General features: G+C 76.1%; 18 protein-coding genes and 1 riboswitch. Of the genes, 6 read left to right on the forward strand and 12 right to left on the reverse strand.

The annotated features are described in order from the left end of the window. Nucleotides 1-27: 27 nt before the first annotated feature. Nucleotides 28-870 (reverse strand): NmrA/HSCARG family protein, encoded by an 843-nt coding sequence (locus ACI78Q_RS13715; protein WP_456923945.1) that lies wholly within the window; start codon nucleotides 868-870, stop codon nucleotides 28-30. Between the two features lie 44 nt (nucleotides 871-914). Between ACI78Q_RS13715 and ACI78Q_RS13720 the strand changes: the two genes are divergently transcribed. Further along, nucleotides 915-1814 (forward strand): SMP-30/gluconolactonase/LRE family protein, encoded by a 900-nt coding sequence (locus ACI78Q_RS13720; protein WP_456923946.1) that lies wholly within the window; start codon nucleotides 915-917, stop codon nucleotides 1812-1814. A gap of 47 nt (nucleotides 1815-1861) precedes the next feature. On the opposite strand, the gene ACI78Q_RS13725 is transcribed toward ACI78Q_RS13720, so the two are convergent. From ACI78Q_RS13725 to ACI78Q_RS13735, 3 genes are read right to left on the reverse strand one after another with little or no spacing between them, the layout of a single operon-like run. Then, nucleotides 1862-2086, reverse strand: coding sequence for a hypothetical protein (locus tag ACI78Q_RS13725; protein ID WP_456923947.1), 225 nt, complete (start codon nucleotides 2084-2086; stop codon nucleotides 1862-1864). A 53-nt stretch (nucleotides 2087-2139) separates the two neighbouring features. Next, on the reverse strand, nucleotides 2140-2484 hold the full coding sequence (locus tag ACI78Q_RS13730; RefSeq protein ID WP_456923979.1) for an NAD(P)-dependent oxidoreductase: 345 nt from the start codon (nucleotides 2482-2484) through the stop codon (nucleotides 2140-2142). A gap of 28 nt (nucleotides 2485-2512) precedes the next feature. Then, the gene (locus ACI78Q_RS13735; RefSeq protein WP_456923948.1) at nucleotides 2513-2677 is read right to left on the reverse strand and encodes a hypothetical protein; all 165 of its coding nucleotides are present in this window, start codon (nucleotides 2675-2677) and stop codon (nucleotides 2513-2515) included. A gap of 359 nt (nucleotides 2678-3036) precedes the next feature. Beyond that, nucleotides 3037-3163: riboswitch (cyclic di-AMP (ydaO/yuaA leader) on the forward strand. A 15-nt stretch (nucleotides 3164-3178) separates the two neighbouring features. On the opposite strand from ACI78Q_RS13735, the gene ACI78Q_RS13740 reads away from it, so the two are divergent. Further along, on the forward strand, nucleotides 3179-3676 hold the full coding sequence (locus tag ACI78Q_RS13740; RefSeq protein WP_456923949.1) for a C40 family peptidase: 498 nt from the start codon (nucleotides 3179-3181) through the stop codon (nucleotides 3674-3676). 23 nt (nucleotides 3677-3699) lie between these two features. On the opposite strand, the gene ACI78Q_RS13745 is transcribed toward ACI78Q_RS13740, so the two are convergent. Beyond that, entirely contained in the window at nucleotides 3700-4071 is a 372-nt protein-coding gene (locus tag ACI78Q_RS13745) for a hypothetical protein (RefSeq protein WP_456923950.1), read from the reverse strand. Between the two features lie 221 nt (nucleotides 4072-4292). Between ACI78Q_RS13745 and ACI78Q_RS13750 the strand changes: the two genes are divergently transcribed. Continuing rightward, entirely contained in the window at nucleotides 4293-4793 is a 501-nt protein-coding gene (locus tag ACI78Q_RS13750) for an HAD domain-containing protein (protein ID WP_456923951.1), read from the forward strand. Nucleotides 4794-4800: 7 nt separating this feature from the next. Here ACI78Q_RS13750 and ACI78Q_RS13755 read toward each other — a convergent pair whose 3' ends face one another. Beyond that, on the reverse strand, nucleotides 4801-5409 hold the full coding sequence (locus ACI78Q_RS13755; RefSeq protein ID WP_456923952.1) for a hypothetical protein: 609 nt from the start codon (nucleotides 5407-5409) through the stop codon (nucleotides 4801-4803). A 158-nt stretch (nucleotides 5410-5567) separates the two neighbouring features. Here ACI78Q_RS13755 and ACI78Q_RS13760 point away from each other — a divergent pair, with 158 nt between their 5' ends. Continuing rightward, nucleotides 5568-6416, forward strand: a complete 849-nt coding sequence (locus ACI78Q_RS13760) for a carbohydrate kinase family protein (protein WP_456923953.1) — start codon at nucleotides 5568-5570, stop codon at nucleotides 6414-6416. Nucleotides 6417-6420: 4 nt separating this feature from the next. Here the strand turns inward: ACI78Q_RS13760 and ACI78Q_RS13765 are convergent, their stop codons facing one another. Genes ACI78Q_RS13765 through ACI78Q_RS13775 form a run of 3 tightly spaced genes read right to left on the reverse strand, consistent with a single transcriptional unit; the run spans nucleotide 6421 to nucleotide 8700 of the window. Further along, nucleotides 6421-6792: a type II toxin-antitoxin system death-on-curing family toxin gene (locus tag ACI78Q_RS13765; RefSeq protein ID WP_456923954.1), complete on the reverse strand. Its 372-nt coding sequence runs from the start codon at nucleotides 6790-6792 to the stop codon at nucleotides 6421-6423. Next, nucleotides 6789-6995: a ribbon-helix-helix protein, CopG family gene (locus ACI78Q_RS13770; RefSeq protein WP_456923955.1), complete on the reverse strand. Its 207-nt coding sequence runs from the start codon at nucleotides 6993-6995 to the stop codon at nucleotides 6789-6791. Before ACI78Q_RS13770 ends, ACI78Q_RS13765 begins: the two co-directional genes overlap by 4 nt. A gap of 43 nt (nucleotides 6996-7038) precedes the next feature. Then, nucleotides 7039-8700: an FAD-dependent oxidoreductase gene (locus tag ACI78Q_RS13775; RefSeq protein WP_456923956.1), complete on the reverse strand. Its 1662-nt coding sequence runs from the start codon at nucleotides 8698-8700 to the stop codon at nucleotides 7039-7041. A gap of 106 nt (nucleotides 8701-8806) precedes the next feature. Here ACI78Q_RS13775 and ACI78Q_RS13780 point away from each other — a divergent pair, with 106 nt between their 5' ends. Beyond that, entirely contained in the window at nucleotides 8807-12055 is a 3249-nt protein-coding gene (locus ACI78Q_RS13780) for a BTAD domain-containing putative transcriptional regulator (RefSeq protein ID WP_456923957.1), read from the forward strand. On the opposite strand, the gene ACI78Q_RS13785 is transcribed toward ACI78Q_RS13780, so the two are convergent. After that, complete coding sequence (locus tag ACI78Q_RS13785; RefSeq protein ID WP_456923958.1) at nucleotides 12056-12739, reverse strand: hemerythrin domain-containing protein; 684 nt, start codon at nucleotides 12737-12739, stop codon at nucleotides 12056-12058. It lies immediately after the preceding gene. Between the two features lie 159 nt (nucleotides 12740-12898). Between ACI78Q_RS13785 and ACI78Q_RS13790 the strand changes: the two genes are divergently transcribed. Next, nucleotides 12899-13516 carry a hypothetical protein gene (locus tag ACI78Q_RS13790; protein WP_456923959.1) on the forward strand — a complete coding sequence of 206 codons (618 nt, stop codon included), beginning with the start codon at nucleotides 12899-12901 and terminating at the stop codon, nucleotides 13514-13516. 150 nt (nucleotides 13517-13666) lie between these two features. Here ACI78Q_RS13790 and ACI78Q_RS13795 read toward each other — a convergent pair whose 3' ends face one another. Further along, nucleotides 13667-14311, reverse strand: a complete 645-nt coding sequence (locus ACI78Q_RS13795) for a dihydrofolate reductase family protein (RefSeq protein ID WP_456923960.1) — start codon at nucleotides 14309-14311, stop codon at nucleotides 13667-13669. Nucleotides 14312-14448: 137 nt separating this feature from the next. Next, nucleotides 14449-15627, reverse strand: a complete 1179-nt coding sequence (locus ACI78Q_RS13800; RefSeq protein ID WP_456923961.1) for a DUF3048 domain-containing protein — start codon at nucleotides 15625-15627, stop codon at nucleotides 14449-14451. Nucleotides 15628-15831 lie beyond the last annotated feature (204 nt).

A 15831-nucleotide genomic window follows, 5' to 3' on the forward strand; every position in this document is an offset into this window, starting at 1 on the left:
GGTATCGACGTCCGCCCCGCGCCGGCCTCAGCCGCTCCAGCCGCCGCCGGCCAGCCAGGCCGGCAGGTCGCGCAGGCCCTGCGCCAGGGCGCGGGTCGCCGCGACGTCCGCCCGGTAGGCGGGCACGTGCGCGAACCAGGCGAACATCGCCCGGGAGTCCTCGTCGAGGCCGTCCAGCGGCAGCGCCTCGTAGCGGCCCGGCCGCCCGGCGCGCTCGCCGAAGGCCGCGGCGATCTGCTCGCCGGTCCGCTCGTCGCCGCCGATCTCGATGCTGCCGCCGGGCACCCGCGAGGGGTCCACGAGCACGGCGGCGGTGACCGCGCCGATGTCGGCGACGGCGATCATCTGCAGCGGCACACCGGCCGGCAGCGGCATCCGGACGACGACCTCGGCGCCGTCGGCCGCCACCATCCACGGCAGGTTCTCCATGAAGAACACGGGCCGCACGATCGTCGCCGGCAGGCCGAGGATCGCGATGTGCTCCTCGACGCGGCGCTTGCTCTCGAAGTGCGGGATGCCGGTGGACCGCTCCGCGCCGCCGACGGAGTTGAACACCAGGTGCTCGACGCTGGCGTCGGCGGCCGCGTCGGCCAGCGCGATCCCCTGGGCCACCTCCACCTCCGGGCCGCCCGCGCCGAACGGGGTCGTCATCGCGAACACCCGCTGGGCGCCGCGGAACGCCGTCCGGAGGCTCGCCGGGTCCTGCAGGTCGGCGCGCACCAGCTCGGCGCCGCGGTCGGCGAGGTCGTGGGCCTTCGCCGGGTCGCGGACCAGCGCGCGGACCCGGGCGCCGGCGTCCAGCAGCGCGCGGGCGGTGGCGCCGCCCTGCTGTCCGGTGGCTCCGACGACGGCGATCACGGGGTCGGGCATGCGGTACTCCTCCAGGGGGTCGGGTCCCCCTAGGGTGCCCGACCATGGCAGAGCGGCAGCTCAGGACGGTCCTGGAGGGCGGCGGGTTCTTCGAGGGCCCGCGCTGGCACGAGGGCACCTGGTGGGTGTCGGACTTCTACCGCCACACGGTCAGCCGGGTGGCCGCCGACGGCGCGGAGACGGTCGTGGTCGAGGTGGAGCAGCAGCCGTCGGGGCTCGGCTGGCTGCCCGACGGCTCGCTGGTGGTCGTGTCGATGAAGGACCGCCGCGTGCTCCGGTACGCCGACGGGTCGCTCAGCACGTACGCCGACCTCGCCCGGCACTGCGGGGGGCACCTCAACGACCTCGTCGTGGACGCGCAGGGGCACGTGTTCGTCGGCGACTTCGGCTTCGACCTGATGGGCGGCGGCGCGGCGGCGACCGCGTCGCTCAAGCGGATCGACCCGGACGGCACGGTCAGCGTCGCCGCCGACGGGCTGCAGTTCCCGAACGGCTCGGTGATCACCCCGGACGGCGGCACGCTGGTCGTCGGCGAGACGCTGGGCAACCGGTACACCGCCTTCGACCTGGGCGCCGACGGGTCGCTGACCAACCGGCGGGTCTGGGCGTCGCTGGGCCCCGAGGTCACCGGGACGACGGTCGACGAGGTGCTCGGTCAGCTGGTGGTCGCCCCGGACGGCTGCGCGCTGGACGCCGAGGGCCTGATCTGGGCCGCCGACGCGGTGGGCGGCCGGCTGGTGCGGGTGGCCGAGGGCGGGCGGGTGGACGACGAGATCTCCGCGCCGTCCGGGCTCGGGGTGTACGCCTGCATGCTCGGCGGGGACGACGGCCGCACGCTGCTGATGTGCTGCGCGCCGGACTTCTACGAGCACAACCGCGCGCCGGTGCGCGAGGCGGTGCTGCTGGCGACCGAGGTCGACGTCCCCCACGCCGGCCGGCCGTAGTCAGGCGGACGTCCGCCGGCTGTCCCGCTCCTCCGGCTGACCGGGGGTCAGCTCCCGGTGGCGCCGGGAGGCGGCTCCGCCGGGCGCGGCTGCCCGTCACTGCCGGGCACACTGGGGTCGACGGTCCCCATGGTGCCGCCCTGGGCTGCGCGCGGCTCCTCCTGCTGCGACGGCGGCCCGACCAGGTCGGGTTCCTCGCGCTCGCCCGGGTTGCCGCCGGTGGCCTCGTTGGCGCCCCCGTAGGGGCGGCCGGTCATGTTGCCCTCTGTCATCTCCGGACCTCCTCGTCCTGGGTGCGGGGGTGGGTACCCGGGGCGGGCGGCGCTCACGCGGGGGCGAGGACGCGGACCGGGGAGCCGGCGAGGAAGGCGGCGACGTCCTCGACGGCGTCGCGGAAGAACACCTCGTAGGTGGCGCGGGTGACGTAGCCGAGGTGCGGGGTGAGGACGGTGTTCGGCGCGGTCCGGATCGGGGCGTCGGCGGGCAGCGGCTCCCGGTCGTGGACGTCGACGCCTGCCCCGGCGATGCGGCCGTCGCGCAGGGCCCGGACGAGGGCGGCCTCATCGACGATCGGGCCGCGCGAGGTGTTGACCAGGATCGCGGTCGGCTTCATCCGGGCGAGCTCGGCGGCGCGGGTCAGAGCATGCGGCAGCGGCCCCTGCCCGGGGATCCGGGAGGGGCCGCTGCCGGGCGGTGGATCAGTAGCCGCGGCCCCGGCCGTAGCCCTTGCCGCCGCCCTTCTGCTTGGCCTGGTAGTCGGCGATGAACTTCTTGATCTTCGCCTGGTTCTCCGGCTTGCGGGCCTCCTGGATGACCTTCGCCGCGATCCCCGACGCCACGAGCTTCCGGATCATGCCGGCCATGTGGTTCCTCCTCGGTTGGTTGCGTTGATCGTGCCCGCCCAACGGTCCGGCCAACCACCGAGGTTCCCGTGGCGATACGTGCGGTCGTCCCCACGGACGGTCAGGACGCTCCGTATGGGGTCCAACTGCCCTTGACTTCGCTGACCTGCCCAATTGTCAGCAGCGACGGGACCTTGGTCCCGGTGTCCGACGTGGTGGGACTGCGTGTCGCGCGCGTGTCGGCCCGCGTCTCGCCCGGGCGCCCTCGCGCCGGCGCTCGCCCGGCGTGGCCGCGCGCGTGCGTCTAGCGTCCTCTGCGGTCCCGACGGGCCCCCGTTGCCGAAACCGTGGCGACACCCGTCGGACCCCGCCGAACAGGGGCGTGGCCACTGCCGCGCCCGGACCGGGGACCCACCGAAGCACAGGGGTGAAACACGGCCTGTTGCCGTGCCGGGCGACCTCCCGCCCGAACCCGACAGCTAACCCGGTAGGCGGACGGATGGAACAGGAGAACCGTCGTCGATGACGACTGCCCGCACGTCCTCAGCCCGTCGCACCATCCGTGGGATCGCGGTCGCCGCGATCGCCGGCGCCGGGATCGCCCTCACACCCGCCACCGCCTCGGCCGCCCCGGACACCATCGCCGTGTCGGCCGCGGCGGTCGCCAGCCCGGCGGCGCAGAGCGCCGTGAACACCGCACTCGCCCAGGTGGGCGATCCCTACCGCTGGGGCGCCTCCGGCCCCAACGCGTTCGACTGCTCGGGCCTGACCTCGTTCGCCTACCGGGCGGCCGGCGTCGGGCTCCCGCGCACCGCCCGGGCGCAGTCCGGCGCCGGGGTGGCGGTCTCCCGCGACAACCTGCAGCCAGGTGACCTGCTGTTCTTCTACCGCCCCGTCTCGCACGTCGCGATGTACATCGGCAACGGCAAGATGGTGCACGCCTTGCGGCCGGGGCAGCCGGTGAGGGTCGACAACGTGAGCTACATGCCGAGTTACGCCGGCGCCCGCCGCATCGCCTGACCTGCTCTGCCGGTGTCCTGTCGCTAGTGGCGGCAGGGCACCGGCGGCTGGTCGGCCGGCTGCAGCGAGAAGACCGAGCCGGCGTCGCGCGGCCAGGAGTGCAGGAACAGCAGTCCGAGGCGGGTGTTGACGAACGCCTCGGGTCCCGCCTCGCGGACCAGGTCCGCCAGGTGGGCGGTGTCGTGGTTGCGGTGCCGCTGCAGCTCGTCGCCGACGGCCAGCGTGACGACGTCCCCGACGGCCCCCATCACGACGACCGGCTGCCAGTGGGCGTCGTCGGCCTGCGCCAGCTGGACGTGCGCCGGGTGCGGGGCGTGGCCGCGGGCGAGGCGGCGGCAGGGAATCGGCGTCTCGACGCGGCTCGAACCCGGGTGCGACTCGAGGTGGTCGGACACTGGCTCCCCCTGGTTCCGTGCTCCACCGGAAGACCGGCGGACTGTCAGCGAACCACCTCGCTGCCCCGCTCGCCGGGGTGCCGAACGTCCCGGACGGCGAAGTCGCCCGTGTGGGTGCCCGCTCTGCCGTCGAGGTGACGGACGGCGACGGGTCAGCCGGGCGCGACGCCAGGAAGGGGCCGCGCTCGGGTACGAGGGTGGCCATGGCCGCGAGTGGAGACGTGCCGATCCTGCTGCTGGACGTCGACGGCGTGCTCAACGCGGCCTGCAGGGACCTCCCCGAGGGCTGGCGACGCGGGACGTTCAACGGCTTCGTGCTGTCGTGGGACCCGACGGTCACCGCCCGGCTGCGCGAGCTGCACGAGTCGGGCCGGGTGGAGATCCAGTGGCTGACGACCTGGGCCGGCGACGCCGACCGGCTGCTGGCCGAGCCGATGGGGCTCCCGCGCGGGCTGAGGGTGCACGCCCGGGAGGGGGCCGCGCCCACCGGCTTCCGCGGGCCGCTCGGGACGGCGACGGACTGGTGGAAGCTGGCCTGCGCCCGCGCGGTCGCCGAGGCCGAGCCGGGACGGCGCATCGTCTGGATCGACGACGACCTCGCCGAGCAGGCTGCCGACACCGGCGAGTGGCTGGCCGCCCACCCGCACGTGCTGGTGGTCGCACCGACCCTGGGCGTCGGGCTCACGCACGCCCAGCTCGACGAGATCGAGGCGTGGCTGTGAGGTTCGGCTACGAGACGCGGACGAAGTCGCGGCCGTTCCAGTGCCACCGCACGGTGATCGGGATGGACGGGCCCTCGGCACGGTTGTCCTCCGGCGCGTAGGCCCACATCCCGGCCACGATGTCGCCGTCCCGGACCGACAGCGCGGTCGGGTCGTAGAGCGGCGTCAGGACCGTCGACTCCTGCAGGGTGCGCGGGCTGGGCAGGACCGCGAGCCGTTCCCCGTCGGCGGCGAACACCTGGACCTCGTCGAGGATCCCGTTGGACGGCTGCGGGGAGCACTGCAGCAGCACGACCGTGTCGGGCTCGCCGTCCCCGTCGACGTCACCACTCGCGCTGCCCACGAAACGGACGTCGTAGTACTCGTAGTACGGGCTCCGGCTCGCGTCGGCGGGCACGCGCGCGGCCCCGCCGTCGAGGTCCGCCCGGAAGCCGCCCGGGACGATCCCGTCGCAGGTCACGCTGTACATGGCGTCGGGCCAGTCGGGCGCCGGTTCCGGGGAGGGCCCGGGCTCGGCCCCGCTGCCCCCGGCAGCGGCGCACCCGGCGAGCAGGCACGCCGCGAGGCCGGCCGGTGCTCGCAGCAGCCGGCCCGGCGCGGTCCACGATCCGGACATCGGCGATCACCTCGGCTGCGGAGGGCGGGGAGCTCCCTCCGGACAGGGAGGGTCCCACGGTGCGGCCGTCGTCGGGGGCTGTCGGCGAGTGGCGGTCCGGGCAGTCTGTCCCCGTGGACGTCCCGCGCTGGCCCCGTCCCCCAGGCGCAGGTCCGGTCGTGGCGCTCGGCAAGCTGGTGGCCGACCAGGTGCTGGAGCTGTCCGGACCGCTGGTGACCGGCGGGCAGCAGCGGGTGGTGCGGACGACGTCCGCGGGCGGCGCACCGGCCAACGTGACGGCGAACCTCGCGCGGCTGGGGATGCCGGCGCGGGTGGCCGGCTGGGCGGGTGCGGACCCGGTAGCCGACGGGCTGCTCGCGCGGCTGGCCGAGCGTGGGGTCGAGACGGCGGTGGTGCGCCGCGGCCGGACGCCGCTGACGACGGTGCTGGTCCACCTGGACGGCGAGCGCACGCTGCTCGCCGACCGCGGGGAGGGCGGGCTGGAGCCGGCCGACGTCCGCCGCGGGTGGGTGGCCGACGCGGCCGTCCTCCACCTGGACGGCTACGACCTGCTGCGCTTCCCCGTCGCGCTGCGGGCCGCGGCGTCCCTGGCGCACGACGCCGGGGTGCCGGTCAGCGTCGACGTCGCCGCGGCGACCCGGATCCGCGATTCGGGCGTGGAGGAGTACGGCGAGCTGCTGGCCGGGCTGCGACCCGACGTCCTGTTCTGCAACGCCGCCGAGGCGTCGGTGCTGGGGCTGGACGGCGGCCTGCCCGCGTGGGCGCCGGGGCTCGTCCTGGTCCACGCCGGTGACCGGCCGACGCGGGTGCTGACCCGTTCCGGGACGGCGGAGGTGCCGGTCGAGCCCCTGGCGTCGGTGCGGGACACGACCGGCTGCGGGGACGCCTTCGCCGCCGGCGTGCTGGCCGGCTGGCGGGCCGGGGCGTGGGTGCTGGACGCCGTCCGCACGGGGCACGCAGCAGCCGCGGTGGTCGCCGGCGTGGTGGGCGCACAGCCGCCGTCCTGATCCGTCAGCGCGGGACGACCCGGAGTCGGTCGGCGATCTCCTCGACGTCGGCTGCGCCGGCGGCCACGTCCATGACGAGCTGGAAGGCGGCGTCGTCACTCAGGTCCGGTTCGGCGGCGTTGAGGTCCAGGAACACGACGGTCGCCAGCCAGCCCAGCCGCTTGTTGCCGTCGACCAGCGGATGGTTCCGCGCGAGTGAGTGCAGCAGCGCCGCTGCCTTCGACGACAGCGTGGGGTAGGCCTCCTGTCCGAAGACGTGCGCTCGGGGCCGCGCCGCAGCGGAGTCCAACAGGCCGGCGTCCCGCACCGGCCCGGTCTCGAGGGCGCGGACGAGGCCGAGGAGATCGTCGAGGTCGAGGTACTCGACCTGGCTCACACCGTGCCCAGCCGGTGGAGCACGTCACCCCACCTGTCGATCAGCCGCTCCGAGCTCTCCTGGACTCGCGCAGCGTGTCCACTGCGCTCGTACCGCTCGAGGACGGCCCGACGGATGACCTCCTGACGAGAGGTGCCTTCGGCGGCCGCGAGCGCGGTGAGCGCCTTCTCGAGTTCCTCGTCGGTCCGCAGCGTCAGCGCCATGAGCTGAATGGTATCGCGCTGATACCACGCGTTCCGGTGCTGCTCAGACGGCGAGCAGGCGGTGCACGAACTGGATGGCGATCGAGCCCTCGCCGACCGCGGAGGCCACGCGCTTGACCGACCCGTGCCGGACGTCGCCGGCCGCGAGCACCCCGGGCACGCAGGTCTCCAGCGGCATCGGCCGGCGTCCCAGCGCCCGGACGGCGTCGTCGCTCAGGTCGGGCCCGGTGAGGACGAAACCGGCGTCGTCGCGGGCGACCGCCGGTGGCAGCCACTCGGTGTGCGGCCGCGCGCCGATCATCAGGAACAGCGCGTAGGCGGGCACCGTCTCCCGCTCACCGGTCCCGCGGTCACGCAGCACCAGGTGCTCCAGGCGGCCGTCGCCACCGCCGTCGACGACCTCGGTCGACGTCCGGACCTCGATGTTCGGCGTCTCCTCGACCTGGCGGACGAGGTAGTGCGACATCCCGGCGGCGAGGCTCGCGGCCCGGACGACGAGGGTGACGCGCTTGGCGTAGTGGGCCAGGTGGAGCGCGGCCTGCCCGGCGGAGTTCGCGCCGCCGACGATGTAGACCTCCTCCCCCGCGACCAGCGGCGCCTCGGAGGCCGCGGCGCCGTAATAGACGCCGGCGCCGCGCAGCTCCTCGAGCGGCTCGACGCCCAGGCGGCGGTAGTTCGCACCCGTCGCGAGCACGACCGCGCGGGCCACCACGACGCCGCCGGTGTTGAGGGTCAGGACGACGCCGTCGTCCTCCCGGGCGAGGTCCGTGACCGTCTGCATGAAGGCGAAGCGGGCGCCGAAGACCCAGGCCTGCTGGTAGGCGCGGCGGGCGAGGTCGGCACCGCTGAGGCCCCGCGGGAAGCCGAGGTAGTTGCGGATCGACGAGCTCGCCGTGGCCTGCCCGCCGATGCTGCCGGAGTCGATGACGACGGTGCGCAGCCCCTCGGAGGCGCCGTAGACCGCGGCGGACAGGCCGGCCGGGCCGCAGCCGACGATCACGAGGTCGTACCGGTCCCCCGCGGGATCGATCGTCTCCCCCGCCGACCGGGCGATGTCCATGTCGGTGGGGTCCTCCATGACGCGCCCGTCGGGCATGACGAGCAGCGGCAGCCGCTTGTCCAGCCCGGCGTCGGCGAGGATGGCACGGCCCTCCTCGGAGCCGGCCAGGCAGAACCGGTGCGGCATCGCGCAGCGGCCGAGGACGTCGCGCAGCTCGTAGGCCCGGCCGGACCAGGTCTCGCCGACGACGTCGATCGTGTGCGGCGCTCGGCGGCGCGCCTCGGCCCACGCGAGCAGGAAGCTCGACACGGCCTGGTGGAACTGCTCGTCGGGCGGCGCCGCCGGGCGCATCACCCACTGGTCGATGCGGCCGCGGGCGATCGCCTCGAACACGGCGTCGCCGGTGGCCGGGTCGCCGACACGGGCCCACGGGAGGAGCAGCCCGCGCTGGGCGTGCGGGAACAGCCCCGGGACGTCGGCCAGGAACTCGGTGCCCGGTGTGCCTGCGAGTGTCTCCCCGGCGAGCACCAGGGCGACCTCCTCGCCGGCCGCGGCGAGCTCGTCCAGCGTGCGGCGGGCCTCATCCGACGAGTGCAGGCAGCAGACGCGGTAGTCCGACGCGTACCGGTTGCGCAGCTCGCGTTCGACGTCGGCCAGCAGGGCGGGGTCGTCGTCGACCGCGACCAGCAACGGAGCGCTCGCCATGCCCCGTCACCGTAGGAACGGGCACGGCACGGGACCAGGTTCGAAGGTCACCTGCCGGACAGGCGCGACCCTCGGGAGGCCCGGCACCGGTTAGGTTCTGCCCGCCATGGATGCTGCCCTGCCCGAGGTCCCGCCGATCGCGGTGTCCGTGCTCGGTCCGGTGGGGGCCACCGTCGCCGGGCACCTCGCTGTCCTGGGCGGGCCGCGGCAGCGGTCGGTCCTCGCCCGGCTGGTGCTCGCCGGCGGGCAGGTGGTCTCCGCCGACCGGCTGGTGGAGGACCTGTGGGAGGGCGAGCCGCCGCCCAAGGCGCTGGCCTCCCTGCAGGTGCACGTCTCCCGGCTGCGGCGGGCCCTGGAGCCGGCCTCCGGACGGCGGACCGGCGCCACGGTGATCGTCAGCGCGACACCCGGCTACCGGCTGCACCTCCCCCGCGAGGCCGTGGACGCCTGGTGGTTCGAGGACCTGGTCGCCCGGGCGCACGCCACGCCGGACGCCACCGCCCGCCGGGAGCTGCTGCAGGAGGCGCTGGGCTGCTGGTCCGGCCCTGCATACGCCGAGTCGGCCGACGCCGCGTGGGCCGCGCCGGAGGTGGCCCGGCTGGAGGAGCTGCGGCTGGTCGGCGTGGAGCTGCGCGCCGAGGCCGACCTGGCGCTCGGGCGCGCCGCCTCCGTCGTCCCGGAACTGGAGCGCCACCTGCACGACCACCCCGCTCGGGAGGAGGCCGTGCGGCTGCTCGCCCTCGCGCTCTACCGCAGCGGCCGGCAGGGCGACGCCCTCACCGTGCTGCGCCGCGCCCGCGAGCACCTGGCCGAGGAGCTCGGGATCGACCCCGGCCGCGGCCTGCGCGAGCTGGAGGCCGCCGTGCTCGCGCAGGAGCCGGCACTGGACCTGCCCGCCCCGCCCGTCGCGCTGCCGGCGGCACCCGCGCCCGCTCCGCCGCCGCCGGCGCCCGCTCCCCCGTCGCCGGCCCGGGCCGGCGAGCTGCGGCTGCTGCTCGACCTGGCCGCCCAGGGCGCGCGGATGGTCTGGATCGCCGGCGAGGCCGGGGCGGGCAAGACCACGCTGGTGGAGGCCGCCGCGGCGCGGTTGCGCGAGGGCGGCTGGCGGGTGACCGAGGGCCGCTGTCCCGAGGTCGACGGCGCTCCCCCGGCCTGGCCCTGGACGGAGATCACCCGCGCGCTCGGCGCCGCCCCGCTGGAGGAGGGCACGGCCTTCTGGCTGGCCCGCGCGGTCGCCGACCGGTTGAGGGCCGCTGTCCGGGAGCAGCCGCTCGTGGTCGTGCTCGACGACGTCCACCGCGCCGACGAGCTGACCCTGCAGCTGCTGCGCCAGGTCGTCGACTCCCTCGCCGGCGAGCGGCTGCTGGTGCTGGCGACCTACCGCGACACCGAGGCCGGCGAGGCGCTGTCGGCCACCCGCGCGGCGCTGGCCTCGGCCGGGGCGCGGCACCTGGAGCTGCGCGGCCTGGACGCCGACGGCGTCGCCGTCCTGGCCCGGCAGTCCGGGCTCGAGGACGTCGGGCCCGCGGAACTGCGGTTGCTGCTCGAGCGCACCGACGGCAACCCGCTGTACGTCCGCGAGCTGGCCCGGCTGCTGGCGGCGGAGGGCCGGGGCGCGGCGCGAACCGGGGTGCCGGCCGGGCTGCGCGACGTGCTGCGCCGCCGCGTGCAGCGGCTGCCCGGTCCGGCGGTGACCGCGCTCCGCCAGGCGGCGGTGCTGGGCCGGGAGGCCGACGTGGACGTGCTGGCGGCCGTGGCCGGGCGGGAGGTGGACGAGCTGCTCGACGCGCTGGAGACCGCGGTGCTGGCCGGCCTGCTCGACGAGCCGGCGCCGGGTCGGGTGCGGTTCACCCACGCCCTGGTGCGCGACGTGCTCTACGAGGACACCCCGCTCCTGCGCCGCGGGCGGCTGCACGCCGCCGCGCTGGACGTCCTCCGGGAGACCGTCGGGGTGGACGCCGCCACGCTCGCCCACCACGCGGTCGCCTCCGCCGGGCCGCGCACCGCCGCCGACGCCGTCCCGTACGTGGCCGCGGCGGCACGGGAGGCCGGCCGGCTGGGTGCGGCGGCTGAGGAGGCGCGGCAGTGGGCCTCGGCGCTGCGGCTGCTGGAGCTGGCCGGCCGGCGCGGGTCGGCCGACGAGCTGGCCGTCCTGCTGCCGTCGATCCCCGCGCACGCTCGCGCCGGCGACGCGGTGACCGCCCGCGCCCAGCAGCGGGACGCCGTCCGCATCGCCCGCCGGCTGGGCCGCGACGACCAGCTGGTCGCGGCGCTGGCGGCCTGGGATGCGCCGCTGGTGTGGACGGTCCGCGACGACGGCGCGCAGGACCCCGAGCTGCTCGGCCCGCTGCTGGAGCTGCTGGAGACGCCGGCCGGGGAGGAGCTGCCCGGCGACGTGCGCTGCCGGCTGCTGGTGGCGCTGGTGCGGGAGGTGGAGGGCGTCGACGACGAGCGGACCGCCGCCGCCAGCGCGCAGGCGCTGGAGCTGGCCCGCGCCGCCACCGGCCCGGACGCCGCCCGGCTGCTGTGCGCCGCGCTCAACGTGCGGGCCTTCGCCGCGCTGGGCCCGGACCTGGCCGAGGCCCGGGAGCCGCTGGCCGAGGAGCTGCGGGCGGTGGCGGCCGCCGCCGGGCTGACCGACCACCAGGCGGTGGCGCACTGGCTGCTGTTCCTCGCCGCCGCGGCGCGCACGGACCTCGCGGCGGCCCGCCGGCACGTCGACACCGCCGTCGCGCTGGCCGACGCCGGCCAGCTGGGCCACGTGCTGGGCGCGCTGCAGGTCTTCTCCGGCGCGCTGCTCGTGCTGGCCGGCCGGTACGACGAGGGGCAGGCGCGCTACGAGCAGGTGGCCGCGCACCTGGTGGAGACCGGCGCGACCAACGGGGGGCTGATGGCGTTGATCGGCCGGTTCGCGGCCGGCTTCGCCCGCGGCGACCTCACCCCCGTCGTGCCGGAGCTGCAGTGGCTGCACGCGGCCATGCCCGGGGCGCTCACCGACGCCGTCGTCCTCGGGCTGCTCGACGCCGGGCGGGTGGACGACGCCCGCGCGGCCTGGGCCGTGCGCCGGCCGATCAGCCGCGACTACTACTGGCTGGCCACCACGACGCTGCGGGCGCACGCCGCCGCGCGGCTCGGTGACCTCGCGGTGGCGCGGCAGGTCCGCGACGAGTTGCTGCCCTGGGCCGGGCGGATCGGCGGACTGGACTCCGGCACGCTCGTCGTCGGCCCGGTGGACGACGGGCTGGCCGCGGTCGCCGACGCCCTCGGGGACGCCGCCGCCGCGGCCACCGCCCGGCGCGGTGCCGAGCGGGTGCGTGCGGATCTGGCCGCACAGCTGGCCGCGGTCGGCGTCTGATCAGACTCCGAAGACGGCGCGCTCGCGGCGGCGGAAGGGCGGGACGACGAGGGTGAGGACGACCTTGAGGGCCAGGCCGCCGTCGGCCTCGATCGCGGCACGCTCGGCGTCTGTGGCGACGGCGAGCGCCCGGGGGGCCTCGAACGACAGCCGCGCCCGCTTGCGGATGCGGGCCTCGACCGCGGCCCAGTCGGCGACCGACACGTAGCGCTGGAGCACCGGGAAGACGGCGGCCTCCTCGTCGCCGATGTGCTCGGTGAGGGTGTCGCGCAGCTCGGCGAGCTCGACGGCCAGGGCGGTGGCGGTGTCCTCGCCGGGGCGGGCGCGGAAGGTGTCGGCGGCCGCCCGCAGCCGGTGCAGCGCGGGGTCGAGGGCGGCGTGGTCGTCGGAGAGCTCCGTGAGGTCGACGTGCGGACCGGCCGAGGCGGCGAGCACCGGCCAGAGGACCTCGTCCTCGACGCTGTGGTGGTGGTGCACCGAGTCGGCGAAGTCGCGGACGTAGCGGGCGACGGCGTCGGCGCGCTTCCCGTCGGTCGTCGGCTCGGCGGCGAGCCGCTGGGCGAGGTCGGTGAGCCGTCGGGCGTCGCGGAGCATCGCGCGGTGCGCCAGCCGCATGCCCAGGACGTCGGGCACGGGGTCGCCGTCGGTGCGGGGGTGGACGCGGGCGGGGCCGGAGCGGGTCATCGCGGTTCTCCTTCGGGTCGGTGGGCCGTCGCCGCGGACCTTCGCGCGGCCCGCTTGCCGGTTCCTTGCAGCCGCGACTGCAAGGGCGCGGCAAGCGCGGCCGGTCACGGTTCTCGCCGACCGGGTTCCCCGGACTCCGACTCACCGTGAGGACGTGCCATGACCGCCACCGCCCTGCCCGCCGCCGTCTCCCCGACCGCCGCCGTCCCCGACCACCGCCCGTCGCTCGCGCTGCGCGGGCTGGCCGTCACCGCCGGGGGCGTGCTGTTCGCCGTCGGCAACGCGCTGCACCCGATGGAGCACAACGAGGCGGCCCACCACGCGGCGACCTGGGTGGCCGCGCACGTCGTCTTCAGCGCCGGCGCCCTGCTGATCGCCGCGGGGGCCGGCGCGCTGGCCGCACGGTTGAGCCGGTCCCGGGTCGCCACGATCGGCCTGTCGGTGCTGTGGGTCGGCCTGGTGCTGATGCCGATCGGTGGCTACACGGAGGCCTACGTCGCGCCGGCGATGCACGACGGCTTCGCCGCGATCGAGGAGGCGACCCTGTGGTTCTCCGCGCTGGCCGGCACCGCCACGCTGCTCGGCCCGCTGCTGATCGCCGTCGGCGCGCTGCGCAGTCGGCTGCTCCCGGCTCCGGTGGCGGTGTCGCTGCTCGCCCTGCCGGTGGGCGGCGTGCTCGCCGGCGCCCTGCCCGTCGAGGGCTGGGGGATCATCCCGGGCACCATCGTGTTCGGCCTCGGCATCGCCGCGGCGGGCTGGATGAGCCGCCGTCCCTGAGGTGTCCTGGTGCGCCCCGGTCCCGCTGTCCGCGGGGCCGGGGCGCTGGTCGTCCCGGCGCGGCCGGGTGCGCGGACTCCGACGAGATCCAAGGAGCCGGTCCCACGGCCGTCGGCGTGTGGGCGGCCGTCACCCGCGGGACGCGTCCTGTCACTTCCGCCAGAACAGGTGGTGCGTCACGCCGCTCGGGCTCGGCACGACGTCGAGGTGGAAGCGGTCGAGCAGCTCCTCGGGTGACTTCCACAGCCGCACCCCGGAGCCGAGCTCCACCGGCGCGACCGCCACGTGCAGGGTGTCCACGAGGTCGGCGTGGAGGAACTCCCGGATGGTGGTGGCCCCGCCCCCGAGCCGGACGTCCCTGCCCTGGGCCGCCTCCCGTGCCCGGCGGAGGACCGTGGCGGGGTCGGCGTCGACGAAGTGGAACGTGGTGTCGGAGAGCGTGAACGATGGGCGCTCGTGGTGGGTCATCACGAACACGGGGGTGTGGAAGGGGGGCTGGTCGCCCCACCAGCCCTGCCACTCGAGGTCCTGCCACGGACCGCGGTGGGGACTGAACTTGTTGCGGCCCATGATCTCGGCGCCGATGTTGTGGGTGAAGTCCCGCGTGAAGTAGTCGTCGAGACCACGGCTCCCCCCGGGCTCGGTGCGGTTGGGCCAGCTCGCGGTGGCGCCGGCCCAGGCCATCAGGGCGCGGGGATCGGCGTGGCCGAACGGTCGCTCCAGGCTCTGGTTCTCACCCGCGCCGAACCCGTCCCTCGAGACGGTGAAGTTCTGGACTCGCAGCAACTGCTCCACGTGGCTCCTCCTCGCGCGTTCGACGACGGTCAGACCGCCGGGGCCCGGGGAACTCATCGCCGGCACGGGACCGCTGAGTAGCGCAGAGCGACCCCCGCGGGCGGGGAACCGTCCACTGACGGGCTGGGTCGTCGTGGTCACACCGCGGCGACCGCGCCTCCGCGGTTGGGGATCAACTCGATCCAGGTGTTCCCGGGCGCGAGCTGCACCGGGTCGCCGTCCGCTCCGGTGAGGCTCACCGGGTCCCCGGTCCCCGGCTTGGACCAGGTGGCCTCGACCGTGTGCCCGCCGGAGGCGACGACGGCGCGGCCGGTGCCGGTCAGGATGGTCTCCGGGACGGGGTTGCCCGCCGGATCCCGGGCCTCGGTCGCGACGACGTCCACGCGGAGCACGACGACGTTGGTGGCGCCGATCCGCCGCCCGTCCGCCTCGACGGCCGGGGTGCTCCCCTCGCTGCGCAGCCATCGGCCGTCCGCCGCGTTCCACGTCCACCGCGGGGAACTGATCCCGGACAGCGTGAGGTCCAGACCGGCGGCCGGCTGCCCGGCGGCGACGGCGGTGGGCGGGTCGTCCGTGGCGTGCTCGAACTGGTTGCCGGGTGCGGCGCGATGCGCGGCGTCGGCCTGGTCGACGAGGGTCTGCGGCACCGCGTAGACGTTGTGCGGCGCGGTGCGGGTCGACGTCCGGGAGAAGCCGCCGGCGCCCGTGTCCTGGCTGAGGACCTGCAGGCCCGCGTCCTGGGCCGCGCTGACGTAGGACTGCACGCCCCCGGAGAACGCGAGCAGTCCGCCCAGCGGCGCGGCGATCGCGGGGTCCATCGGCCGGATCGAGCGCACCGGGCCGACCTCGGGCGGGAGGGTGGAGTGGTAGACGGCGACGAACCGGGTGATGCCGCCCTCGACCACCTGCTCCCAGACCACGTCCGCGGCGTCCAGCCCGGTCTGCGGGCGTGCGTCGACGGAGTTCTCGATCTTCACCGCGAGCGCCGGCCGATCGGGCACCACGTCGACCGGGACGCCGGTCAGCGGCCAGGCGGGCGCGGACGACGACGGGAGCGCGGAGACGATCGAGTCGAGGAACGGCACCGCGGACAGCTGCTGCCGCAGGGCTGGCCAGGCGACGACGCCGATCGCCACCAGCACGACGAGCAGGACCGCCCGGAGACCCCGCCGGGACTTCGCGCGGCGGCTCCCCCTCGCCGGGGTCCGCTTCGGCGGCGTCCGCCTCGGCGGCGTCCGCTTGGTCGTGCGGGGGCTCGTCGTGCGGGCGCGCCTGCTCGACCCGGAGCGGGCCGGGGCCGCGGTGGACCTGGGCACGGCAGATCTCCTGGGTCAGCGGGGTGGTGCCTCCTCTGTATCGGCACGCTTCGCTGCGCCTGGTACGTGGAGCGGCGGGACGGCGCGCAGCCCTCACTCCAGGGCGCTCGCGTCGCCGTCGCCGAACACCGCCGCGCACTGCAGCTGGCCGAGCCGGTCGCCACCTCGACGAGTCGACTCAGCGCGTCGATCCCACGTCGCCAG

The sequence above is a fragment of the Geodermatophilus sp. SYSU D00705 genome (assembly GCF_054050135.1).